Origin of the sequence: Streptomyces sp. MST-110588, from assembly GCF_022695595.1 — a bacterium.
In the GTDB taxonomy this organism is placed as follows: Bacteria; Actinomycetota; Actinomycetes; order Streptomycetales; family Streptomycetaceae; genus Streptomyces.
This window is the reverse complement of sequence record NZ_CP074380.1, coordinates 7,006,940-7,029,711: the sequence shown is the minus strand read 5'-3', so window position 1 is coordinate 7,029,711 and position 22,772 is coordinate 7,006,940. Positions and strand designations below refer to the sequence as shown.

Annotated in this window: 18 protein-coding genes and 1 pseudogene; 13 read left to right on the top strand and 6 right to left on the bottom strand. The window is 73.3% G+C overall.

Features of this window, described 5'->3' with window-relative positions; all coding sequences use genetic code 11:
- Window positions 1–43 precede the first annotated feature (43 nt).
- The 3 genes from KGS77_RS30725 (at window position 44) to KGS77_RS30715 (ending at window position 2,730) form a co-directional block, all read left to right on the top strand.
- Window positions 44–565, top strand: coding sequence for a PH domain-containing protein (locus KGS77_RS30725; protein WP_242586374.1), 522 nt, complete (start codon window positions 44–46; stop codon window positions 563–565).
- A gap of 41 nt (window positions 566–606) precedes the next feature.
- Entirely contained in the window at window positions 607–2,115 is a 1,509-nt protein-coding gene (locus tag KGS77_RS30720; RefSeq protein ID WP_242586373.1) for a PH domain-containing protein, read from the top strand.
- A 201-nt stretch (window positions 2,116–2,316) separates the two neighbouring features.
- Complete coding sequence (locus KGS77_RS30715; RefSeq protein ID WP_242586372.1) at window positions 2,317–2,730, top strand: SsgA family sporulation/cell division regulator; 414 nt, start codon at window positions 2,317–2,319, stop codon at window positions 2,728–2,730.
- Between the two features lie 119 nt (window positions 2,731–2,849).
- Here the strand turns inward: KGS77_RS30715 and KGS77_RS30710 are convergent, their stop codons facing one another.
- Window positions 2,850–3,626 (bottom strand): polysaccharide deacetylase family protein, encoded by a 777-nt coding sequence (locus tag KGS77_RS30710; RefSeq protein WP_242586371.1) that lies wholly within the window; start codon window positions 3,624–3,626, stop codon window positions 2,850–2,852.
- 167 nt (window positions 3,627–3,793) lie between these two features.
- On the opposite strand from KGS77_RS30710, the gene KGS77_RS30705 reads away from it, so the two are divergent.
- The 5 genes from KGS77_RS30705 (at window position 3,794) to KGS77_RS30685 (ending at window position 9,320) form a co-directional block, all read left to right on the top strand.
- Window positions 3,794–4,498, top strand: a complete 705-nt coding sequence (locus KGS77_RS30705; RefSeq protein ID WP_242586370.1) for a response regulator transcription factor — start codon at window positions 3,794–3,796, stop codon at window positions 4,496–4,498.
- Between the two features lie 191 nt (window positions 4,499–4,689).
- Window positions 4,690–6,342 (top strand): sensor histidine kinase, encoded by a 1,653-nt coding sequence (locus tag KGS77_RS30700; RefSeq protein WP_242587788.1) that lies wholly within the window; start codon window positions 4,690–4,692, stop codon window positions 6,340–6,342.
- Between the two features lie 11 nt (window positions 6,343–6,353).
- Window positions 6,354–7,022 carry a hypothetical protein gene (locus KGS77_RS30695; RefSeq protein WP_242586369.1) on the top strand — a complete coding sequence of 223 codons (669 nt, stop codon included), beginning with the start codon at window positions 6,354–6,356 and terminating at the stop codon, window positions 7,020–7,022.
- A gap of 101 nt (window positions 7,023–7,123) precedes the next feature.
- Window positions 7,124–8,839, top strand: coding sequence for a CocE/NonD family hydrolase (locus KGS77_RS30690; RefSeq protein ID WP_242586368.1), 1,716 nt, complete (start codon window positions 7,124–7,126; stop codon window positions 8,837–8,839).
- Between the two features lie 79 nt (window positions 8,840–8,918).
- Window positions 8,919–9,320, top strand: a complete 402-nt coding sequence (locus tag KGS77_RS30685) for a VOC family protein (protein WP_242586367.1) — start codon at window positions 8,919–8,921, stop codon at window positions 9,318–9,320.
- A 247-nt stretch (window positions 9,321–9,567) separates the two neighbouring features.
- On the opposite strand, the pseudogene KGS77_RS30680 reads toward KGS77_RS30685, so the two are convergent.
- A pseudogene (locus KGS77_RS30680) lies at window positions 9,568–10,826 on the bottom strand (DUF4185 domain-containing protein); the annotation flags it as partial.
- Between the two features lie 274 nt (window positions 10,827–11,100).
- Window positions 11,101–11,547, bottom strand: a complete 447-nt coding sequence (locus KGS77_RS30675) for a nitroreductase family deazaflavin-dependent oxidoreductase (protein WP_242587787.1) — start codon at window positions 11,545–11,547, stop codon at window positions 11,101–11,103.
- Between the two features lie 287 nt (window positions 11,548–11,834).
- Here KGS77_RS30675 and KGS77_RS30670 point away from each other — a divergent pair, with 287 nt between their 5' ends.
- From KGS77_RS30670 to KGS77_RS30650, 5 genes are all read left to right on the top strand, one after another.
- The gene (locus KGS77_RS30670) at window positions 11,835–13,742 is read left to right on the top strand and encodes a methylmalonyl-CoA mutase family protein (protein ID WP_242586366.1); all 1,908 of its coding nucleotides are present in this window, start codon (window positions 11,835–11,837) and stop codon (window positions 13,740–13,742) included.
- Entirely contained in the window at window positions 13,742–15,967 is a 2,226-nt protein-coding gene (gene scpA / locus KGS77_RS30665) for a methylmalonyl-CoA mutase (RefSeq protein WP_242586365.1), read from the top strand. Before KGS77_RS30670 ends, scpA begins: the two co-directional genes overlap by 1 nt.
- Before the next feature lie 82 nt (window positions 15,968–16,049).
- A complete protein-coding gene (gene meaB / locus KGS77_RS30660; RefSeq protein WP_242586364.1) occupies window positions 16,050–17,045 on the top strand; it encodes a methylmalonyl Co-A mutase-associated GTPase MeaB in 996 nt (331 codons plus the stop codon).
- A 210-nt stretch (window positions 17,046–17,255) separates the two neighbouring features.
- Window positions 17,256–18,593, top strand: coding sequence for a glycosyltransferase 87 family protein (locus KGS77_RS30655; RefSeq protein ID WP_242586363.1), 1,338 nt, complete (start codon window positions 17,256–17,258; stop codon window positions 18,591–18,593).
- The gene (locus KGS77_RS30650; protein WP_242586362.1) at window positions 18,590–19,759 is read left to right on the top strand and encodes a glycosyltransferase family 4 protein; all 1,170 of its coding nucleotides are present in this window, start codon (window positions 18,590–18,592) and stop codon (window positions 19,757–19,759) included. Before KGS77_RS30655 ends, KGS77_RS30650 begins: the two co-directional genes overlap by 4 nt.
- Window positions 19,760–19,829: 70 nt before the next feature.
- Here KGS77_RS30650 and KGS77_RS30645 read toward each other — a convergent pair whose 3' ends face one another.
- The 3 genes from KGS77_RS30645 to KGS77_RS30635 all read right to left on the bottom strand — a co-directional run bounded on the left by KGS77_RS30645 (window position 19,830) and on the right by KGS77_RS30635 (window position 22,547).
- Window positions 19,830–20,501 carry a response regulator transcription factor gene (locus tag KGS77_RS30645; RefSeq protein WP_242586361.1) on the bottom strand — a complete coding sequence of 224 codons (672 nt, stop codon included), beginning with the start codon at window positions 20,499–20,501 and terminating at the stop codon, window positions 19,830–19,832.
- Window positions 20,489–21,928 carry a sensor histidine kinase gene (locus KGS77_RS30640; RefSeq protein WP_242586360.1) on the bottom strand — a complete coding sequence of 480 codons (1,440 nt, stop codon included), beginning with the start codon at window positions 21,926–21,928 and terminating at the stop codon, window positions 20,489–20,491. Before KGS77_RS30640 ends, KGS77_RS30645 begins: the two co-directional genes overlap by 13 nt.
- 157 nt (window positions 21,929–22,085) lie before the next feature.
- Window positions 22,086–22,547 (bottom strand): SCP2 sterol-binding domain-containing protein, encoded by a 462-nt coding sequence (locus tag KGS77_RS30635; protein ID WP_242586359.1) that lies wholly within the window; start codon window positions 22,545–22,547, stop codon window positions 22,086–22,088.
- Window positions 22,548–22,772: the final 225 nt, after the last annotated feature.

The window sequence follows — 22,772 nt, the reverse complement described above, 5'->3', positions numbered from 1 at the left end:
TACAGCCGTCCCAATACATTTGACTTGAAAACGGGTGACGACCATGCCCGCGCACGCCGCGCCGCCGCTCCTGCGACCGCCCCGCCACCGGGTCGATCCCCGCGCCCGCCGCTGGTGGACCGCCCAGGCGTTCTGGACCCTCAGCGGGCCGATGCTGCTGACCGCCGTCGTCCTGGCGCTGCTCAGCGTGCTGTTCTTCCCCGGCGCGCTGCCGTGGCTCGGGCCGTTGCTGATGGTCACGCTGGTACTGCCGGGGCTCGGGTACCTCTTCGTCATGCCGCGCCGGCGGTACTCCGTACACGCCTGGGAACTGGGCAGCGGCGCAGTGTACGCGGCGAGCGGCTGGTTCTGGCACAAGCGGCGGATCGCGCCGCTGTCCCGGGTGCAGACGGTGGACACCGTGCGCGGTCCTTTGCAGCGGCGGTACGGGCTGGCGACGGTCACCGTCACCACCGCGTCCACCGCCGGTGACATCAAGATCGCCGGGCTGTCCGACGCCGACGCCGAGGAGCTGGCGCGGCGGGTCGGACAGGCCGCGCAGGCCGTGCCGGGGGATGCCGCGTGATCGGCGGGGAAGCGAGGGGCGCAGACGTGAGGAGTGGGGACGTGCCCGGTCGGGCGGAGTGGCGGCGACTGGACGCGCGGACGCTGCTGGTGCACTGCGGGTGGATGGGGGCGCCGCTGGGGTCGCTGGCCCTGACCGCACTGGCCACCGGCGGCCGGATCGGCACCGGGGCCTGGATCACCCTGGCGTGCCTGGCGGGCGCCTTCGCCGTGGTCACCGGGATCGGGTGGGTGCGCTGGTCCCGTACGTCCTACCGGCTCACCCACGACTCCTTCGACGTACGGTCCGGGCTGCTGACCCGGCGGGTGCGCAGCGTACCCCTGCACCGCATCCGTACGGTCGACCTGACGGCCTCCCCGCTGCACCGGCTGCTGGGCGTCGCCGTCCTGCGGGCCGGCACCGCGGGCTCGGCGGGCGGCGGTGGCGGCGAGCTGTCCCTGGAGGCGCTGGCCGCCGCCGACGCCGAGCGGCTGCGCGCCGAACTGCTGGCCCGGGCCGGCGCCCGGGCCACGGACCAGGACCCGGTGCTGGCCCGCGTCAACTGGCGCTGGCTGCGGTACGCGCCGCTGACCTTCTGGGTCATGGGCGGCGTCCTGGTCGCGGCCGGGTCGCTCTACCGGGTGCTGGACGGCATGGGCGTAGAGGTGTGGAAACTGCCTTTCGTGCAGCGCGCGTTCACCGAGTTCGGCAACAGCATGCTGTGGCTGACGGTCCCGGCGGCGCTGCTGGCCGTCCTCGCCCTCGGCTCGGCCGGGGCGCTCGTCCTGTACGTCGAGAACTGGTGGAACTTCCGCCTGGAGTGGACCGATCACCGTACGCTGCGGGTGCGCCGCGGACTGTTCACCACCCGCTCCGTCACCGTCGAACGGGCCCGGCTGCGCGGGGTGGTGCTGCGCGAGCCGCTGCTGCTGCGGGCCGGCGGCGGAGCGACCGTACAGGCCGTGGCGGGCGGACTGGGCGATCGCGAGGAGAACCGCAGCCGCAGCGCGCTGCTGCCGCCCGCGCCGCGTACGGAGGCACTGCGGGTCGCCTCCGGGGTGCTGCGCTCCCCCTTCCCCACGCCGCGGCTACGGAAACACCCCCGGGTAGCGCTGCGCCGGCGCCGGATGCGCGGGCTGCTCTTCGCCGTTGTGCCGATCTGTGTACCGCTCCTCGCGCTCGGTCTTGTTCTCGGTGCCGCCCTGGGCCCCGGTTCCGCCGTGACTCCCGTACTGCTGCACGCCGCCTGGATCTACGGCGTGCTGTCCACGCTCGCCGTCCTGTGGCTGGCCCGGGACGCGTACCGCAATCTGGGACACACGATCGAGGGGCCGTATCTGCTCGTGCGCTCGGGCACGTTCAGCCGGGACACCCTCGTGCTGCGGCGGGAGGCGATCGCGGCCTGGACGTTCTCCAGCTCGCCGTTCGGCCGGCGGGCGGGTCTGGTCACGCTCACCGCGGCGGTGGCGGCGGGCGAGGAGGGCTACCGCGTCCCGGATGTGGCCGTGGGCGACGCGGCGTCCCTGGCCTGCGCGGCGACGCCCGGGATGCTGGAGGAGTTCCTCGCGTAGGGGTTCGACGCAAGGGACTTCACTGCGGAGGAGCGGCGGAGGCGGCATCTCTTACCGGCTCATGGGCCTCTTCGGCCACTGAAACCTCATGGGTCATCGGCATGACATAGATCACACCCTTGTCGCGTGCACGGTCGGCGCGGGCACACCGTCTTACAGAACGAGCGTGCCCACAACCCACAGCGCAAGGGAGCAGCCGCGATGCAGGGTGTCATCGACCAAGCCGTCCAGGTCCGACTGATCGCGACCGCACCCGGCCCGCATGCCGTTCCCGCGGTGCTGCGCTATGCCCCCGCCGACCCGCTCGCCGTCCGTATCACCTTCCCCCCGGAGATATCGCTGGACGGCGTCGCGGTGGACTGGGCCTTCGCCCGCGAGCTGCTCTCCGAGGGGCTGCGGGCGCCGTGCGGGAGCGGCGATGTACGGGTGCGGCCGTTCGGATCGGGGCGTACGGTCCTGGAGTTCCACGTCGAGGACGGCGTGGCGATGGTCCAGATGCGCACCTCGGACATCGAGCGCTTCCTGGAGCGGTCCTACGACGCGGTGCCCGAGGGCCGGGAGCAGCAGCACCTGGACGTCGACGGCGGTCTGGCGCAGCTCTTCGGCGCGGCGTGACCGGCCGCGCGTCCGCTCGGACTTCCGGCCCGAGCGGACGCGCGGCCGGTCACCCGCTCCGGCGCTGCGCCCCTCCCCGCCTTTCCCCCGTCAGGCTCCCCGGGTCGGCCCGGCCCGGTTCAGCGCCGGGGGAAGCCGAAGCCGTACCCCTGCTGCTTCATCCACGGCAGGAGCCGCTCCATCGCCTCGACCGTCTGCACGCGGTTGCCGCCGCCGTCGTGGAAGAGGACGGTCGGCCCGAGAGTTATCTCACGCTGCACGGTGTTGACGATCGACTCGACGCCGCCGCGCTCGAAGTCCTTGCTGTCCACGTTCCAGCCCAGGGGCCGCATGCCGCGGTCCGCGGCGATCCGCCGGCTGTACGGCGTGAAGGCGCCGCCGGGCGCCCGGTAGTACTCGACCTTCGCGCCGCCCGCCGCGGCCTCGATCATCTTCTGGGCGTCGATGATCTGCTTGGCCTGGTAGCTCTCCGGCCGGTGGTCCATGCCGGTGTTGTGGTCCATGGTGTGGTCACAGAGCTTGTGGCCGGCGGCCACGACCTTCTTGACCATGTCGGGGTTGGCCTGGGCCTGCGGACCGATCATGCAGAACGTGGCCTTGACGCCGTTCTTCTCCAGCACGTGGAGGACCTTCGGCGTCCAGATCGGGTCCGGGCCGTCGTCTATCGTGATGTTGAGGCTCTTGCCGGGCCGGTCGGAGGCGTGCTCGATCTCCGGGTCGACCTTGACCTGCGGCGCCCGGCGCTGTGCGTGCTCGGGCTTGTGCCCGTTCCCGGCATCGGCGTCGGCCGGGGTGTCGGACTGGGTGAAGGCCAGTATCCCGGCCACCGCCATCGACACCACCGCCACCGCGGTCACCCCGATGATGCCGCCCTCGATACCGCCACGCCGTGCCATCTGCATCCCGTCCCTACTACTGTGCGAGCACATGCGCCCGCCCCTGCCGTGCGAGCTTCACTGCTCACGCTCACACGCTTAGTGTCTTGCACTACGACAGATGCGAAGAATTCCGGTCGGGATGCGCCTGTTACCGATCCATCATGAAACTTATTGATACTGAACCCATGCCACGAGTACTTCTCATCGAGGACGACGCCGCCGTACGGGACGGAGTCAGTCTTGCGCTCCGGCGGCGCGGCCACGAAGTGGCGGCTGCCGCCAGCGGCGAGGAGGGCCTGGAGACCCTGCCGGTCTTCCGCCCCGACATCGTCCTGCTGGACCTGATGCTCCCGGGCAAGGACGGCTTCGAGGTCTGCCGGCGCATCCGCGCCGACCGCCAGCTCCCGATCATCATGCTCACCGCCCGCGGTGACGACCTCGACGTGGTGCTCGGCCTGGAGGCCGGGGCGGACGACTACATCGTCAAACCCGCCCGCGGCGAGGTACTGGAGGCGCGGATACGGGCCGTGCTGCGGCGTACGGCGCTGCCCGCCGACGGCCAGCCCGCCGCCGAACACGGGCCGGCCCCGGTGGAGACGTACGGACAACTGGCCATAGACCGCGCCGGACTCGTCGTCACCAAGAAGGGCGAGGACCTGCCGCTGGCCCCCTCGGAGATGAAACTGCTGCTGTTCCTGTCCGCCACCCCCGGGCAGGTGTTCAGCCGCCAGCAGTTGCTGGAACACGTATGGGAGCACAGCTATCACGGTGACGCGCGGCTGGTCGACGCGTGCGTGATGCGGCTGCGTACGAAGATCGAGGACACCCCGCGCGCACCCCGGTACGTGCAGACGGTGCGCGGTTTCGGCTACCGCTTCGGACCTCTGTGAAGCGCCACCGGACCGCCCTGGCGGATCACACCGGCCCTGCGGACCGGACCAGTCCTACGGACCGGACCGACCGTGGGGACCATGCCGATGCCACGCATCAGGACAGTCCTGCGGATCAGGACAGTCCTGCGGAGCGGGCCGACCGGGGCTCCACAAAGGACTCCCGGCACTCCACCAAGGGCGGCCGGCGCCTGGCCCTGTCCCGCTGGTTCCCGCGCGGCCTGCGGGCCCGGCTCGTCGTCGCCTTTCTGCTGGTCTCCGCCGTCAGCGCGCTGACCACCGCCGCCCTCACCTACCGCGAGGCCCGCAACGCCATCCTCCAGCGGTCCCAGGACGCGGCGATCAAGGATCTGCGCGGGCAGGTGAACTCGCTCGCGCCCGATCTCGCCGTGCCGCCCACCCGTGCGGACCTGGACGAGTTCACCCGCCAGCTCGACCGGTCAGGCAAGGCGCAGGACTGGGACGTACGCGTGCAGTACAAGGGCATTCCGGAGAGCGGCGAGAGCTGGCTGCGCGGGGAGGTCGTGGTGCCCGCGGCCCTGAAGGAGTCGGTCGAGAAGCGGCACGTACCGGCCTTCCAGCGGGTGGACCGCCACGGCGACCCCTGGCTGCTGATCGGTATGCCGGTCCTCCAGGGGCAGGACGGCAAGGCGTCCGACCTGTCGGTCTACGCCCAGCTTCCGCTGCGCGCCGAGGAGGCCAACGTCGAGGCGCTGGTCAGGGCCGCGCAGGGCGGCGCCCTCCCGGTGCTGGCGCTGTCGGTGATCCCGGCACTGCTCGCGGCCCGCGGGGTGCTGCGGCCCGTACGGGGTCTGCGGCAGGCCGCGGGGCGGATCGCCGAGGGCAAGCTGGACACCCGCCTGGAGGTCAAGGGCTCCGACGAGCTGGCCGACCTCTCGTGCACCTTCAACGACATGGCGGCGAAGCTGGAGGAGAGCGTGGCGGACCTGCGCCGCATGGAGGCCAACGCCCGGCGCTTCGCCGCCGACGTCTCGCACGAACTGCGGACCCCGCTCGCCGCGATGACCGCCGTCACGGACGTGCTGGACGAGGACGCCGACTCCCTGGACCCCGACACCGCCTCGGCCGTACGCCTGATCAGTCAGGAGACGGGCAAGCTGGCCCGCATGGTCGAGGACCTGATGGAGGTCTCGCGCTTCGACGCGGGCGCCGCGGCGCTCCACCTGGACGAGGTGGACGTCGCCGAGACCATCCGCAAGACGCTTCAGGCCAGGGCGTGGCAGGGCCGGGTGGAGACGGATCTGCCCCCGGGTGTACGGGCCCGGCTCGATCCGCGCCGCCTGGACGTGGTGGTGGCCAACCTCGTGGGCAACGCCCTGCACCACGGCGGCGAGCCGGTACGGGTGGTGCTGCACACCCCCGCGCCGGGCGCTGGACGGCTGCTGATCGAGATCACCGACCACGGGCCGGGCATCGACCCCGAGGTCCTCCCGCACGTCTTCGACCGCTTCTACAAGGCGGACTCCGCGCGGGCCCGTTCCGAGGGCAGCGGCCTGGGGCTGGCGATCGCCATGGAGAACGTACGGCTGCACGGCGGGACGATACGCGCGGCCAACTGCCCGCAGGGCGGAGCGAGGTTCACGGTGGAACTGCCGATGGAGGAGGACACGTACGCGTACGAGGCCCCGGGGCGGGACGCGGAGGGGGCACCGCGGACGGCACGGGAGGCAACGGCGGCGCGGAGCGCGAAGCGGGCCGGGACCGCGGCCGGCGCCCGGGGCAGGGCGGCGGACGGTACGGCGGGGGACGGTACGGCGGCGGACGGGGTGCCGTCCACGGACGAGCCGTCGCGGGCGGCGGCACAGGAAGTGGGCACGGTATGAGAAAGGCCGGCGTGAATTCCGCACGGGTGCGGCGGCCGGCGAGCGGCGGCCTGGTCACCGCGGGGCTGCTCGCGACGGGCGGGCTGCTCGTCGGCACGCTCACCGGCTGCGGCGTCGCCCCGACCGGTGTCATCGACGCCGGTGAGCCCGCCAAGGGGATCAAGGCGCCGGGCAAGCCCGCGCCCGACGTCCAGTTGTACTTCCTGGGCCCGGCGGGTCTGCGGCCCGCCAGCCGGCCCGCGAAGGCACCGGTCGACGCGGAGGAGGCGGTCCAGTTGCTCATGGACGGCCCCAACGACGCCGAGCGGCAGCGCGGGCTCTCCAACGTCCTGCCCAGGTTCCCCGGGGAGGTCACCGTGGAGGCCGACGCCGGCCGGATCGTGATCCGGGTCCCCATGAACGCGAAGATGCTCAGCACCCCCGCGCTGAGCCAGTTGGTGTGCACGGCGGCCAACGCGCACGTACCGGGCGGCAAGCCGGCCGCGGAGGTCAGCGTGACCGTGACGGGCGGGGGGTCGAGCACCGGTCCCATGGTGTGCGGCGGCAACAACGCCTTCCCGGTCATCCAGCTCAAACCCACCCACTCCCCGTCCGCGGCCCCGGACCCGGGGTCGGAGTCGGGTTCGGGCACGGGCTCGGCTTCCGGTGAGGACCCGGGTTCGGGCTCTTCGCAGGAATAGCGCGAGCGGCGCCCCGCCGGTGATGCGGCGCGGGCGCTCCCACCGCAGACTTGAGGTCCGCGCGCGTCCGCCGAGGAAGGGACGGCTCGATGGCGGAGGGCATGTCCAGCACGGTCCCACCGGTCGGCACCATACCTGCGGCCATCGGCCGGATGGCGGCCGGCCGCGTACCCGGCCGCCTCATCGACCGCTGGCTCGACCTTCCCGAGCCCCTGTTCCGTACCCTTGAGCACACCCTTGACCTGCGCATTCCCATGCCGGACGGTACGGTGCAGCTCGCCGACCGGCACCGTCCGCGCGGCGCCGGCCCGCTGCCGGTGGTCCTGATGCGCACGCCGTACGGGAAGCACCGGCCCGACGTACGGCTGTTCGCCGGCGTCCTGGCCCGGCGCGGCTTCCAGGTCGTGGTGCAGAACGTACGCGGTGTCTTCGGCTCCGGCGGCGGCTTCCACGCCTTCCGGCAGGAGAAGGACGACGGTCTGGCGAGCGCGGCGTGGCTGCGCGCCCAGCCGTGGTGCGACGGCGGACTGGCGATGGCGGGCGCCAGCTACCTCGGGCACACCCAGTGGTCGGCCGGCCCCTACCTCGACCCGCCGCCGGCGGCGATGTGCCTGGGCGCCACCACCTCCGACTTCACCGCCGCCTTCTACCCGGGCGGCGCGCCGGCCCTGCACGACATGCTGGTGTGGTCGGCGCTGATCGGTACGCAGGCCGGCGCCCCGCTCGGCGGGCTGCTGCCCCGGCCGCTGCACGACCGGACGCTGCGGCGCGCACTGCGCCGACTGCCCCTGAGGGACGCCGACCTGACCGCGATCGGGCGGCCCGAGCCCTTCTGGCGTGCGGTCACCGCGCACGCCGGAGCCGGTGACGGTTTCTGGGCGCCGATCCGGCACAGTGCCGCCGCCGCGTCGCTGACCGCCCCGGTCAGCATGGTGACCGGCTGGTGGGACCTGCTCCTCCCGGGGCAGTTGCGTGATTTCTCGGCGCTCGCGGACGCCGGGCACGGTCCCCGGATCACCATCGGCCCGTGGGGTCACGACGCCGGCGCCCTGCGCACGCTGATCACCGACCAGGTGTCCTGGCTGAGCGCCCAGTTGCACGGCGACCGGGCGCAGCTCCAGCGCCCGCCCGTACGCCTGTACCTGCAACGGGCGGGCCGCTGGCTGGACTTCGACCGGTGGCCGCCGGCCCGGTCCGTCCCCACGGCGCTGTATCTGCACCCGGGCGGGGCGCTGGACCGGTCCCGGCCGCCCGCCTGTTCGCCCGGCACCTTCTGCTACGACCCCGCCTCCCCCACGCCCTCGCCCGGTGGCCCGCTGCTGGCCTCGGCATGCGCCGAACGCGGTCAGCAGGACAACACGGCGGTCGAACGGCGCCCGGACGTGCTGGTCTTCACCAGCCGGCCGCTGCCCCGGCACCTGGATCTGATCGGCCCGGTGTCGGCGCGGATCCACCTCCGTACGGACACCGGGCACGGCGATGTCTTCGTACGGCTGTGTGACGTGGACCGTGCCGGGGTGTCCCGCAACGTCACCGACGGCATCCTGCGGCTGCGCCCCGGCCACCCGGCGGCGGATGGCGACAACGTGGCCGCGGCCCGGGTGGAACTGCATCCCACCGGCTACCGTTTCGCGCCCGGGCACCGCCTGCGGGTCCAGGTGGCGGGCGGCGCCTTCCCGCGCTTCGCGCGTCACCACGGCACCGGCGCACCCGCCGGGGAGGCCGTGGCCGGCCGCCGTGTGCGCTTCGAGGTCTTCCATGAGCCGGGGCGCGCGTCCGCCCTCACACTCCCGCTGTGGAACCCGGAAGGAGACTGATCCCGGGCCGTCCGGGTAGGCGCTCCGGTGCCGCCCCCACGGGGGCGGCGGCGGGGCTCTGCGACTCTGGGGAGAGGTCATGGGACTGGTCAAAGCGGCGGTGGTCGTGCTGGATTGCTCCGCACCGGAGAAGCTGGCGGACTTCTACCGGGAGCTGCTCGACGGCGAGGAGCGGCCCGGCGCGGGCGCCGACCGGGTGGAGGTCGTGGGCCGTACGGGTATCCACATGGCCTTCCGGCGCGATCTGAACGCCACCCCGCCGAGCTGGCCGCGCCCCGACAGCTCGCAGCAGATCCACCTGGACCTGCTGGTCACCGAGGAGGACATGGACGCCCTGGAGCGGAAGGTGGTCGGCCTGGGGGCGCGTCCGATGGACACCAAGGACGACACCGGCCCGCGTGAGGTCCGGCTGTACGCCGACCCGGCCGGGCACACCTTCTCGCTGCGCTGCTCGCTGGCGTCCGGGCCGAAGACGGGCTGAGGGCGGCCGGCGGTACGGCGAGGGTGCGCGGCACGGCGAGGGGGCGCGGCAGGGCCGGGGACCGGCCGGGCGACCGGGTCCGCGGCGTACGGGGCATCCGGGTCCGCGGCGCCCGGGGCGAGGACCGGCGCACGACCCGCGGCCGGGCCGGCACGCCCGCGGCGGCGTGGACCGGCGCGCCCACGGCACCGTGTCCCGGCATACCCAGGGCGCCCGGTGCCGACGCGCCCTCGCGCGCCGGTTCCGCGGGGCCCAGCCGCAGCCGCAGGAAGCGCGGACGGTAGAGCTCGACGTCGGTGTTGACCTCGTTGCCCGCCGGGGTGCCCGGCGGGCCGAGCCAGTTGACGTCGTAGCTGAGCAGCAGGCCCCGGTCGTCGGTGAACTCCGGGTGGGCCTGCGGGTTGTACAGGGCGACGCGCTGCTGCCCGGGGGGACCGGCCGGCCGGGGCGGGGTGATGCGGCCGGACGGCCCGTGCCAGGGACCGCGCGCGGAGCACCCCAGTAGGCGGTGACGGTGGACAGCCCGCCGCCCGGCTCGGCGGCGTCCATGGTCAGCAGCACCCAGGTGCCGTGGTCGCGTACGACGGTGAAGGAGCTGCCGACGCCGCGTCCCTGGCCGTCGCGCAGCACGGGCGTGGCCCGGGCCGGTTCCTCGTGCCAGGCGCCGTCGCCCCAGAACCGCCACGCCCCCGGATCGTCCAGTTCTCCGGCGGGTACGCGTGCCACGAAGGCGTTGGAGGCGTCCCGCTCGGGTCCGTCGTCGCCACCGAAGACGTACGTCCAGCCGCCGTCCTGTACGGCCGCGGTGCCGTACAGGACCCGTTTGCCGGCGTCCGTCACCGCTGTCTGGTCCACCACCGGCGCGATGCCCTCCAGCCGCAGGTCCGGCAGGGAGAGCGTGGCGACCTCGGTCATCCTCGGCACGCCGAAGACCCAGGGGCCCTGACCGGGGGCGCGGTTCCACAGCAGGACCCGCACCACCTGCTCCGGGGAGCCGGGGCGGCGCGGTTCGACGCTCGCGCGTACGGGCCAGCGCCAGCCGGCCGCCGTGTCGGGGAAGAGCGGCCCGGGGCGGCCGGCCGCGCCCGGACCGGTCAGGGTGCGTTCCAGTGTGCCCGAAGGGCTCATGACGACCGCCGAGTTGTGGATCAGGGCGGGGGTGTGGCCGGCGTCCGCGGTGCGCCAGGGGGTGGGGCGGCCCTGCGGGTTGGGTGGCGGCTGGATGCGGTCCAGGAAGGTGTCGGAGAAGAGCCACAGCGTACGGCCGTCCGGCAGCCGCACCGAGTGCGTGCCGTCCCCGCCGGTCCAGTCGTCCACGCGGGAGTTGTCGTTGCCGTACCGGGTGAACTCGCCGGTCAAGCGGGTGTCCGGGGACCAGGAGGCGACCGTACGGGCAGCGCACCGCGCCGGCTCCGGCTCCGGGCGCACCAGGAGCACGACCGCACCGGCGAGCAGGGCCAGCAGCGCCGCCCCGAGGGCGATGCGCCTCGTACGGGGCTGGGTCATGGCCCTCCTCGACAACGGTGGCGGCGCGCCCACCGTACAGAACCGGACCTGCGGGGCGCGCCCGCAGCACGCCGGGCGTGGGGGCCGTGACACGCCGGGCGCGGGAGCCGTGACACGCCGGAGCGCGGGAGCCGTGACACGCCGGGGTGCGGACGCGGTGGCGGTGCGGCCGGGCAAGCGGCCGGCGACGGCCGTGCGGAGGGCGCCGCTCCGTCTCACCCGGCCTTCTTCAGCACGCTTTGCGGGGACACGGTCCCGTGAGACCGGTCCGTCCCTACGACGTGCCCGGTTCCAGCACGAAGACGGGGATCACGCGATCGGTCTTCCCCTGGTACTCGGCGTACGGCGGAAACGCGGCGACCGCACGCTCCCACCACTCGGCCTTCTCCTCCCCGGTCACCTCACGGGCCGTCATGTCCTGGCGCACCGGGCCGTCCTGGAGCTCCACGTGCGGGTCGGACTTGAGGTTGAAGTACCAGACCGGGTGCCGCGGGAAGCCGCCCTTCGAGGCCACGGCCGCGTACCGCCCCCCGTGCTCCACGCGCATCAGCGGGATCTTGCGGAGCCTGCCGCTCTTGGCACCGCGCGTCGTGAGGATGACGACGGGCAGGCCCGTGTCCCAGAGCGTCGTCCCCCGCGTGCCGCCCGAACTCTCATACAGCTCGACCTGTTCCCGCACCCACTGCGCCGGACTCGGCTCGTACACGCCCTCAAGAGGCATCGCGGTCCCCTCGTCGTCGCTCACGGATGGTGCTGCGCAGTCCAGCACAAGTCCTGCACGGAGGCGAGACCTCCGTTCCCGCCCCATCGGCGACTCGTCCGGCCGATCCGGACGGCGGGTTCCGCCGACCGCCCGGATTTCCCGAGACCTCCGAGACGTACCGAGACCTCCCGGGACGTACCGAGGCCCGCCGCGCGGAGCCGTCGCCGCGCCGGGGGCGTCAAAGAGGGCAAGGTCACAGCCGTAGCCCCTGCTGCTGCTAACGACCGTTCGCCTAGCCTGCTGCCATGACCGCCCAGCCCTCCGAACTTCCCCTGGCCGCCGCGTTCCCGGCCGCGGACCGCGAACAGTGGCAGCGCCTCGTCGAAGGCGTACTGCGCAAGTCGGGCGCAACGGACGTCACGGGTGCCGCCGCCGAGGACGCGCTCGCCACCACGCTCCAGGACGGCATCCGCGTCCGCCCGCTCTATACGGCCGAGGACCTGGCCCAGGACCGGCCCGGGGAGCAGCCCGCCGACGGCGGTTTCCCCGGCTTCCCGCCGTTCGTACGGGCCGGCCGCGCCGAGGGCACCGCCGTCTCCGGATGGGACGTACGCCAGCGCCACGCCGACCCCGATCCCCGGCGCGTCAACGAGGCGGTGCTGGCGGACCTGGAGAACGGCGTCACGTCCTTGTGGCTGGCCGTCGGTGACGGCGGGGTGCCCGTCGAGGGGCTGGCCAAGGCACTCGATGGGGTGTACCTGGACCTGGCGGGCGTGGTCCTGGACGCCGGGGACCGGTTCGCCGAGGCCGCGGAGGAGCTGCTGCGGCTGTTCGCCGAGCAGGGGGTGGTGCTGTCCGACGCCGCCGGCGGTCTGGGCGCGGACCCCGTCGGCCTGCTGGCCCGTACGGGAGACGACAGCAAGCTGCGCGGGCAGCTCGCCACGGCGGCCGGCCTGGCCGCGCGCTGTGCCGCCGGCGCGCCCCGGCTGCGGGCGCTGGCCGTGGACGCGCTGCCCTACCACGAGGCGGGCGGTTCGGCCGCCGAGGAGCTGGGGTGCTCGCTGGCCACCGGCGTCACCTATCTGCGGGAACTGACGACGGCCGGCCTTGACATCGACGCGGCCTGCGGACAACTGGAGTTCCGTTACGCGGCCACCGCCGACCAGTTCCTGACCATCGCCAAGCTGCGCGCGGCCCGGCGGCTGTGGGCGCGGGTCGCCGAGGTGTGCGGGGCCTCGGCCGCCGCCGCGGCGCAGCGCCAGCACGCGGTGACGTCCCCGGTGATGATGAGCCGCCGCGACCCGTGGGTGAACATGCTGCGCACGACCGTGGCCGGGCTGTCGGCGGGCGTGGGCGGCGCGGACGCCGTAACGGTCCTGCCCTTCGACGCGGCGCTGGGCCTGCCGGACGCCTTCGCCCGCCGGATCGCCCGCAACACCCAGTCCGTCCTGCTGGAGGAGTCGCACCTGTCCAAGGTGATCGACCCGGCGGGCGGCTCCTGGTACGTGGAGCGGCTCACCGACGAGCTGGCCCGCGCGGGCTGGGCGTGGTTCCAGGAGATCGAGCGGGCGGGTGGGCACCTCGCGGCACTGCGCTCCGGAATGATCGCCGGACGGCTGGCCGCCACCTGGGAGAAGCGCTCCCGGGACCTGGCGCACCGCCGGGAGCCGGTCACCGGCGTCAGCGAGTTCCCGAACCTGGCCGAGGCGCCCGTACACCGTGACCCGGCGCCCGCCGGGCCGCGCGGCGGGCTGCCGCGGGTGCGCCGGGACGAGGCGTTCGAGGCGCTGCGGGCCCGCTCGGACGCGTACCTGGCGAACACCGGCGCCCGGCCCAAGGCGTTCCTGGCCGCGCTGGGACCGGTGTCCGCGCACACCGCGCGTCTGGCCTTCGCCGCCAACCTCTTCCAGGCGGGCGGTATCGAGACGGTCCACGAAGGCGCCCCGGTGGACGCGGAGTCGGTGGCCGGGGCGTTCGCGCGCAGCGGTGCGCGGATCGCCTGCCTGTGCTCGTCCGACGCGGTGTACGGCGAGCAGGCCGCGGCCGTGGCGGCGGCGCTGAAGGAGGCCGGCGCGCTCCGGGTCCACCTCGCGGGCCGGCCGGGCGATCGCGAAGAGGAATACCTACGAGCCGGCGTGGACGGTTTCGTCTTCGCGGGGTGCGACGCGGTCGAGGTCCTCACCTCGGCCCTGGACGTCATGGAGGTGGCGTGATGGGAGACACGACGCGAGGAGCGGGCGCCATCCCCGACTTCGGCACCGTCGAGCTGGGCCCGGCGCCGGGGAACAAGGCGTCCGCCGAGCAGTGGACGGCCGCCGTCGAGCAGGCCACCGGCAAGGGCGTCGCGGACCTGACCTGGGAGACGCCGGAGGGCATCGCCGTCAAGCCGCTCTACACCCAGGAGGACCTGGCGGGGCTGGACTTCCTGGGGACGTACCCGGGTATCGCGCCGTACCTGCGCGGCCCGTACCCGACGATGTACGTCAACCAGCCCTGGACGATCCGGCAGTACGCGGGCTTCTCCACCGCCGAGGAGTCCAACGCCTTCTACCGGCGCAACCTGGCGGCCGGGCAGAAGGGCCTGTCGGTCGCCTTCGACCTGCCCACCCACCGCGGCTACGACAGCGACCATCCGCGGGTGACGGGTGATGTGGGCATGGCGGGCGTGGCCATCGACTCCATCTACGACATGCGGCAGCTCTTCGAGGGCATCCCGCTGGACAAGATGACCGTGTCGATGACGATGAACGGCGCCGTGCTGCCCGTCCTCGCCCTGTACATCGTCGCCGCGGAGGAGCAGGGCGTACCGCCCGAGAAGCTGGCCGGGACCATCCAGAACGACATCCTCAAGGAGTTCATGGTCCGCAACACCTACATCTACCCGCCGCAGCCCTCCATGCGGATCATCTCCGACATCTTCGAGTACACCTCGAAGAAGATGCCCCGCTACAACTCCATCTCGATCTCCGGCTACCACATCCAGGAGGCCGGCGCGACGGCCGACCTGGAGCTGGCGTACACGCTGGCGGACGGTGTGGAGTATCTGCGCGCGGGCCTGGCGGCGGGCATGGACGTGGACGCCTTCGCGCCCCGGCTGTCCTTCTTCTGGGCGATCGGCATGAACTTCTTCATGGAGATCGCCAAGCTGCGGGCGGCCCGGCTGCTGTGGGCCCGGCTGGTGCAGCGCTTCGACCCCAAGAACCCCAAGTCGCTGTCCCTGCGCACCCATTCGCAGACCTCCGGCTGGTCGCTGACCGCGCAGGACGTCTTCAACAACGTCACGCGTACGTGTGTGGAGGCGATGGCCGCGACCCAGGGGCACACCCAGTCGCTGCACACCAACGCCCTGGACGAGGCGCTGGCGCTGCCCACCGACTTCTCCGCCCGGATCGCCCGCAACACCCAGCTCTTCCTCCAGCAGGAGTCGGGCACCTGCCGGGTCATCGACCCGTGGGGCGGCAGCGCGTACGTCGAGCGGCTCACCCACGACCTGGCGCGGCGGGCCTGGCAGCACATCGAGGAGGTCGAGGCGGCCGGCGGCATGGCCAAGGCCATCGACGCGGGCATCCCCAAGCTGCGGGTGGAGGAGGCCGCGGCCCGTACGCAGGCGCGGATCGACTCCGGGCGGCAGGCGCTGATCGGCGTGAACAAGTACCGGGTGGACAGCGACGAGGAGATCGACGTCCTGAAGGTCGACAACTCCGCGGTGCGCGCCCAGCAGATCGACAAGCTGCGGCGGCTGCGCGCGGAGCGCGACGAGGCGGCCTGCCGGGACGCGCTGCGGGCGCTCACCGCCGCGGCCGAGGCGGGCCCCGGCCGGGGCATGGCGGGCAACCTGCTCGCGCTGGCCGTGGACGCGGCGCGCGCCAAGGCGACCGTGGGCGAGATCTCCGACGCCCTGGAGTCGGTGTACGGGCGGCACTCCGGGCAGATCCGTACGATCTCCGGTGTGTACCGAGACGAAGCGGGCCCCTCCTCCGGGGTCGAACGCACCCGCGCGCTGGTGGAGGAGTTCGAGCGCGCCGAGGGGCGCCGGCCGCGCATCCTGGTGGCCAAGATGGGGCAGGACGGCCACGACCGCGGGCAGAAGGTCATCGCGACCGCCTTCGCCGACCTGGGCTTCGACGTGGACGTCGGCCCGCTGTTCCAGACCCCGGCGGAGGTGGCCCGGCAGGCGGTGGAGGCCGATGTGCACATCGTCGGGGTGTCCTCGCTGGCGGCCGGCCATCTGACGCTGGTCCCGGCGCTGCGTGAGGAACTGGCCAAGGAGGGCCGGGAGGACATCACGATCGTGGTGGGCGGGGTGATCCCGCCGCAGGACGTCCAGGCGCTGCGCGACGCCGGGGCCGCCGCGGTCTTCCCGCCCGGCACGGTCATCCCGGACGCCGCCCACGACCTGGTCAGGGACCTCGCCCGGGCCCTCGGCCACGAACTGTGAGCCGGGGAGGACCGGAACGCCGGGCACCGGAACGCCGGGAACCGGGACACCGAGAGCGAGAACCGAGAGCCGAGATCTCCTGATGCCTCCTACGATCGACATCGACCGGTACGCCGCGGGCGTGCGCGAGGGCTCCCGCTCCTGGATCGCGCGCGCCATCACGCTGGTGGAGTCCACCCGGGCCGACCACCGGGCGGCGGCCCAGCGGCTGCTGGTCGAGCTGCTGCCGCACTCCGGGACGGCCCGCCGGGTGGGCATCAGCGGCGTGCCGGGAGTCGGCAAGTCGACTTTCATCGACGCGCTCGGCTCGCTGCTGACCGGCGCCGGACACCGGGTCGCGGTACTCGCCGTGGACCCGTCCTCCAGCCGTACGGGCGGCAGCATCCTGGGCGACAAGACCCGTATGGAACGCCTGGCCACCGACCCGGCCGCCTTCGTGCGCCCCTCCCCCACCTCCGGGACGCTGGGCGGGGTGGCACGGGCCACCCGCGAGTCCGTCATCGTCATGGAGGCCGCCGGGTACGACGTCGTGCTCGTCGAGACCGTGGGCGTCGGCCAGTCCGAGACCGCCGTGGCCAACATGGTCGACACCTTCCTGCTGCTCACCCTGGCCCGCACCGGCGACCAGCTCCAGGGCATCAAGAAGGGCGTACTGGAACTGGCCGACCTGGTCGCCGTCAACAAGGCGGACGGCCCCCACGAACGGGACGCCCGCTCCGCCGCCCGCGAACTCTCCGGCGCCCTGCGCCTCCTCCAGCCCCCGGACGCCGTCTGGACCCCGCCCGTCCTGACGTGCAGCGCCCGCGAGGGCACCGGCCTGGAAACGCTCTGGGAACGGATCGAACAGCACCGCAAGCTCCTGGAGTCCACCGGCGCCCTGGCCGGCAAACGCCGCGACCAGCAGGTCGACTGGACCTGGTCCATGGTCCGCGAACAGCTCCTGACGCGCCTGCGGAACCACGAGGAGGTCCGCCGCCTGACCCCTGAGGTGGAACGCCGTCTGCGCGCCGGCACCCTCACCGCCACCCTGGCCGCCGAACAGCTCCTGGCGGCTTTCGGCGGATCCGACCCGGCGTGACACGGCGCCTGATGTCCTGATGTGACGTGAGGCGGGCGCCTGATGTGGCGTGAGGCAGTTGCCTGATGTGACGTGAGGCGGGCGGCCTGATGTACGTCTTCGGTCGCCCCGCGGCGGGCCCGCGCGCGCCGGCCCGGTAGGGAAAACCGGTACGGCAGGTCTCGACCTGACCGTGATGACCTTGCCGGCCGCCCCGGCTGCAATGGCAGGGTGCTGATTCGACGAGCCGAAAAGCCCCTCACCTCCCTGATGGCCACCGCCGTCCGCCGGTGGGGCCCAGGCCCGCTCCAGGCCGCCGGCTGGCTGCTGGCCGCGGTGTGGGCGGCGGGGATGTTCTTCTTCTCCGCCCTGGAGACGCACCGTGTGTGGGGACTGTGCGCCATGGCCGGATACGGGTGCGCCGCGATCGCCGCCCGCTGCCGGCCGTCAGCGCGGTCCCGTACTGCCTCGGTGGTCCTGGCCCTGGCCGGCGCCGTCGTCCTGCCGCTGCTGTTCCTGGTCCTGACCGGCCGGGCGCAGAGCGAGGTCACGGTGATCGAACGCTCCGGACTGCTGACGCTGCATCAGGTCACCCCGTACCTGGCCGATCCCCGCACGGTGGACGACTACACGCCGTACCTGCCGGGCATGGCGCTGCTGGGCATACCGCGGGCGCTGCTCGGCGAGGACGGCTGGGTGGCGCGGCTCGTCGGTGACGCCCGTATCTGGTGCGCGTCGGTGTTTCTCCTCTGCCTGCACCACGGCCGAAGGGTGCTGCGCCGCCCGGACCCCACGGGGCATGCGGGCCGGGGGCGGCTGCCGTACGGAACGGCCGTGGCCGCCCTGGTCGCCTCTCCCGTGGTGGCGCTGCCCCTGTGCGTCAGCGGGGTGGACCTTCCGCTGACCGGGCTGTGCGTGCTCGCGCTCGCCCTCGCGGCGTGCGGGCGCCCCGGGCCGGCCGGGTTCGTCCTCGCCGCGGCCTGCTCCCTGAAATGGACCGCCTGGCCGGCGCTCGCGGTGGCGGTGGCCCTGCTCGGCCACGCCCACGGCGTACGGGCGGCGCTGCGCTGCGCGGGCGTCACGGTGGCGGGAACGCTCGTACTCGTCCTGCCCGGCGTGCTGCTCTCGCCCGGCGCGATGGTCCAGCAGGTACTGGCCTTCCCCACGGGCCGGGGCGCCGTGCCGACCCCGGCGGACAGCCTGCTGCCGGGCCGGCTCCTGGCCGGGCAGGGCGCCTTGGGCTGGTACGTGGCGGTCGGCGCACTGGCCCTGGCGGCGCTGGCGGTCGCCGCCTGGCTCGTCCTTCGGCCGCCGGCCGGTCTCGTGGCCGCGGCCGACCGGCTCGCTCTCGGCCTGAGCGCGGGCTTCGCGCTGGCGCCCGCCGGACGCTTCGGCTATCTCGCACTGCCGGTCGTACTGGCGCTGTGGGCCCGCCTGGCCACCGCCGGCCGCCGTACGCCGGGGAGCGGACCCGTGGACCTGCCCCGCACCACCGGCCACGGCCGCCTTCCCCGTCCCCTTCCCCTGTCCCGTTCCGTTTCGCAACCGAAAGCAGCGACGACCTCATGAGCGCGACCCTCGTCATCACCAACGACTTCCCGCCCCGGCAGGGCGGCATCGAGACCTTCGTGCACGCCATGGCGACCCGTATGCCGGGGGACGTCGTCCTGTACACATCGAGCGAGCCCGGCGGGGAGGCGTTCGACGCCACCCTGCCCTTCCCCGTGATCCGCGATCCCTCACGGACCCTGCTGCCGACCCGCCGGGTCGCCCGGCGGGCGGCCGGGCTCGCGCGGGAGTACGGATGCGACCGCGTCTGGTTCGGTGCGGCGGCTCCCCTGGCGGCCATGGCGCCCGCCCTGCGCGGCGCCGGCGTACGACGGATCGTGGCCACCACGCACGGCCACGAGATCTGGTGGGCGCGTACGCCCGGGGCCCGCCGGCTCCTGCGGCGGGTGGGCGAGAGCGTGGACACCGTCACCTACCTCGGCGCGTACACCCGTTCCCGGATCGCCCCCGCGCTGGGGCCGCGGGCGCACCTGAGCCGTCTGGTCCCGGGCGTGGACACCCGGGTGTTCCGGCCCCGTGACGACGGCTCCGGCGATGCCGCCCGGATACGCGCTCTTCAAGAACGCCTCGGGATCCGCGGCAAGCAGACCGTCCTGTGCGTGTCACGCCTGATCGCCAGGAAGGGGCAGGACACCTTGATCCGCGCCCTGCCGGTGATCCGGCAGGCCGTACCGGACGCGGTGCTGCTGCTGGTGGGCCAGGGCCCCGACGAGCCCAGGCTGCGGGCCCTCGCCCGCAGGTACGCCGACGGCTCGGTCGTCTTCGCCGGTGGCCGGGACCATGCCGCGACGGCCGACTACTACGCGGCGGCGGACGTCTTCGCCATGCCGTGCCGTACACGCAAAGCGGGACTGGAGGCCGAGGGGCTGGGCATCGTGTTCCTGGAGGCCGCGGCCAGTGGACTGCCCGTGGTGGCCGGGAATTCCGGCGGCGCGCCCGACGCCGTACTGGACGGGGTGACCGGCAGCGTCGTCGACGGTCAGGACACCCGGGCCGTGGCGGCGGCGATCACGCGGACACTGCTGTCGCCGGACCGCGCCGCCATGGGGGCGGCCGGGCGGCGATGGGTCGAGAAGGAGTGGTCGTGGGACGCCTCCGCCCACCGCCTGGCCTCGCTCCTGACTCCCGGGGCCGACCGGCTCACCGAATCCGGCAGCCGGAGCTGACCGTAGGCGGCTGCATGGTCGCGCGGCGCGCCGCCCCCACCGCCCGGATCACGTGCTCCCGTCGCGCGGATCACGTGCTCCCGTTGCGCAGATGCGCCAGGACGGCGAGCACCCGCCGGTTGCCCTCGGTGGGGTCCAGGTCCAGTTTCATGAAGATGTTGCCGCAGTGCTTGACCACCGACGCCTCGGTGATGCCCAGCCGCTGGGCGAGCGACTGGTTGTTCAGCCCCTCGGCCATCAGCGCCAGCACCTCGCGCTCCCTGGGCGTGAGCCGGCGCAGCGGCTGTTCGGCCGACTGCTGGTGCAGCAGGACCCGTACGACCTCCGGATCGATGACGGTCTGCCCGTCCGCGACCCGGCTCAGCGCGTCCAGGAACTCTCCGACCTCACCGACCCGGTCCTTCAGGAGGTAGCCGAGGCCGCCCGTTCCCGGGCCGCCCGGGCCGCCACCGCTGAGCAGTTGGGTCGCGTACGCGGTGGCCACGTACTGGGACAGCACCAGGACCGGGAGCCGGTCGTGGCGGGCGCGCAGCGCCAGCGCGGCCCGCAGTCCCTCGTCGCGGAAGCCGGGCGGCATCCGGACATCGGTGATCACGACGTCGGGGCGGTCCTCGTCCACCGCGCGGGCCAGCGCCTCGGCGTCGCCGACCGCGGCGATGACCTCGTGCCCGCCCCGGGTGAGGAGTTCGACGAGTCCGGCACGCAGCAGTACGGCGTCCTCGGCCAGGACTACGCGGAGCACGGCACCTCCAGCCGCAGCTCGGTCGGTCCGCCCACGGGACTCTTCACGGTCAGCCTGCCTTTCACTATCGCCACCCGGTCCGCCAGCCCTTGCAGGCCCGCCCCGGCCGCGGGGTCCGCGCCGCCCCGCCCGTCGTCCGTGATCACCACGGTGAGCAGGCCGGCCGCGTACCGGCCCACGACGCTCACCCGGGAACACCCGCTGTGCTTGGAGGCATTGGTCAGCGCCTCGGTGACCACGAAATACGCCATGGTCTCCACGGGGCCGGGCAGCCGGTGCGGCAGGTCGATGTCCACCTTCACCGGGACCGGGTTGCGCAGCGCCACCTCCGTCACCGCCGCGGCCAGCCCGTGATCGGTCAGCACTTGGGGGTGGATGCCGCGTACGAGATCACGCAACTGGTCCAGGGCGCGGCGGGCCTCACCGCGGGCCCTGGAGATCAGTTCCACGGCCGGCGAGTCCTGGCCGCGCAGTTCCATCTCGGCGAGCCCCAGCGTCATGGTCAGGGCGACCAGTTGCTGTTGCGCGCCGTCGTGCAGATCGCGTTCGATGCGGCGGCGCTCGGCCTCGAAGGCGTCCGCCAGCCGGGCCCGGGAACGCGTGAGCTCGATGACCCGGCGGTCCAGGTCCTGGTCCCGGGCCGCCAGCAGCAGCCGCGCCGTCCACACCTGCGTGCCGGTGATCGCGCCCGCCACGTACGCGCAGATCACAAGACCGGCCAGCCCGGCGGCCGTCCACGGGAGCGCGGCCAGCGGGTGGGGGATCGCCTGGCCCGGGATGATCATGACGGTCTCGGGGGCGAGCGCCCAGACGATGAACGGCGTGGCCACCAGGATGGCGGCGCAGACCAGCATGGCCAGGAATCCGTAGCCGGCCATGGTGAACACCAGCCCGAACAGTACGCAGTAGCCCAGCTCACGCCAGGTCGCCCGCTCCCGCAGCCGCGTACGGACCCGGAACCAGAACCTCTGGCCGGCCAGCGAAGCGTGGGGGCCGGGCAGCGGCACCGGTTCGACCCACCGCAGTCTCCGCCGCTCCACCGCGGCGAGGGGAACGCTCGTCACCGCCGTGACGGCCAGTATCAGCAGGCCCACGCCGACGACGGAGAGCCACAGCCCGACGAAGACCGACGCGATCAGCCACAGCAGCACGGCGAAGCCGGACAGCGTGCCGGTGAGCAGATACGCCAGACACCGCAGCGGCCAGAGGGAGAAGAGGAAGTGCCGGGGATGCCGCTTCATCACCTCCCACACCGCGACCGGCTGATCGCCCTGATCGGTCTGATCGGTCTGATCGGTCTGATCGGTCTGATCGGTCCGATCAGCCGGAACGGCTTGCCCGGCCCGGCCGGCTCGTGGGTGCACGCCGTCCTGCCCGGCCGTCGGTGGCGTGGGCGCCTGCGGCGCAGCCCCGTACCGGTCCGGCATGCCCGCACCCTCCCCTCGTTCCACCACTTCTCGGTCCGCCGCAGAACTCTAATCGCCCCCGCGGACGTTGCCGACGACGGCGCCGATCCGGACCGAGCGCACGTCGACCCACATCGATTGAGATTCCGGCATTTCGGGACCGTGACCGACCGTCTCCTCAGGGTCTGGGGATGTCGAAATAGCGGTTCAGGGACGAGGCCAGGCCGAGGTCGCCGGTCGCCTTGATCTTGCGGGTGAGGAACATCGTCACCGGATTTCCGTTGCCGGAGACGAGTTTGAGGAATGCCGGGTCCCCCATGACGAGCGTCAGACGTGGTTCCGTCTTTCCGCGGCCTTCGCTGACCGTGCAGGTACCGTCCGCAATGGTGGTTTCGTACACGGCCTCTTTTTCGCCGGTGATGCGCCAGCGGATCGTGGCACGCAGCGAACCGGCGTTCTCCGGGCGGAACTGCCGGTCCATTCGCCCGAAAACCTCGCCGAGGACCCGTTCGCGCAGTTCGCCGCGGGCCAGCTCGGAAATCTCCTTGCCGGAGAGCCCTTTGACGATACGGGCGAATTCCTGGGGCGTGACGCCGGCGAAGTCGAGTTCGGCCAGTCGGGCACCCACGTCATCGGCCACGGCGTTCTCCTTACGGGGTATGAAGGCGGGCGCACAAAGCGTACTGACGCACACATCGGACCGCACCGGCGCGGGTGGGCGGGCGGGTGCGGATCCGGGCACGCCGGGCCGGGGCCGTACACCGGCACCGGGCCGTACGCCGGCACAGCCGCCGGGCGCCCGCGGGCCGCCGGGCACCGGGAGACAGGTTCATCCACGCGTCGTGCGGCAACCCGCCACCCGAGA

Excerpts from the sequence above, each read along its gene's own strand:
- KGS77_RS30710 (WP_242586371.1), bottom strand. The coding sequence starts at position 3,626 with ATGGCACGGCGTGGCGGTATCGAGGGCGGCATCATCGGGGTGACCGCG.
- KGS77_RS30675 (WP_242587787.1), bottom strand. The coding sequence starts at position 11,547 with ATGCCTCTTGAGGGCGTGTACGAGCCGAGTCCGGCGCAGTGGGTGCGG.
- KGS77_RS30715 (WP_242586372.1), top strand. The coding sequence starts at position 2,317 with ATGCAGGGTGTCATCGACCAAGCCGTCCAGGTCCGACTGATCGCGACC.
- KGS77_RS30640 (WP_242586360.1), bottom strand. The coding sequence starts at position 21,928 with ATGCCGGACCGGTACGGGGCTGCGCCGCAGGCGCCCACGCCACCGACG.
- meaB (WP_242586364.1), top strand. The coding sequence starts at position 16,050 with ATGCCTCCTACGATCGACATCGACCGGTACGCCGCGGGCGTGCGCGAG.
- KGS77_RS30650 (WP_242586362.1), top strand. The coding sequence starts at position 18,590 with ATGAGCGCGACCCTCGTCATCACCAACGACTTCCCGCCCCGGCAGGGC.
- scpA (WP_242586365.1), top strand. The coding sequence starts at position 13,742 with ATGGGAGACACGACGCGAGGAGCGGGCGCCATCCCCGACTTCGGCACC.
- KGS77_RS30705 (WP_242586370.1), top strand. The coding sequence starts at position 3,794 with ATGCCACGAGTACTTCTCATCGAGGACGACGCCGCCGTACGGGACGGA.
- KGS77_RS30670 (WP_242586366.1), top strand. The coding sequence starts at position 11,835 with ATGACCGCCCAGCCCTCCGAACTTCCCCTGGCCGCCGCGTTCCCGGCC.
- KGS77_RS30685 (WP_242586367.1), top strand. The coding sequence starts at position 8,919 with ATGGGACTGGTCAAAGCGGCGGTGGTCGTGCTGGATTGCTCCGCACCG.
- KGS77_RS30690 (WP_242586368.1), top strand. The coding sequence starts at position 7,124 with ATGTCCAGCACGGTCCCACCGGTCGGCACCATACCTGCGGCCATCGGC.
- KGS77_RS30725 (WP_242586374.1), top strand. The coding sequence starts at position 44 with ATGCCCGCGCACGCCGCGCCGCCGCTCCTGCGACCGCCCCGCCACCGG.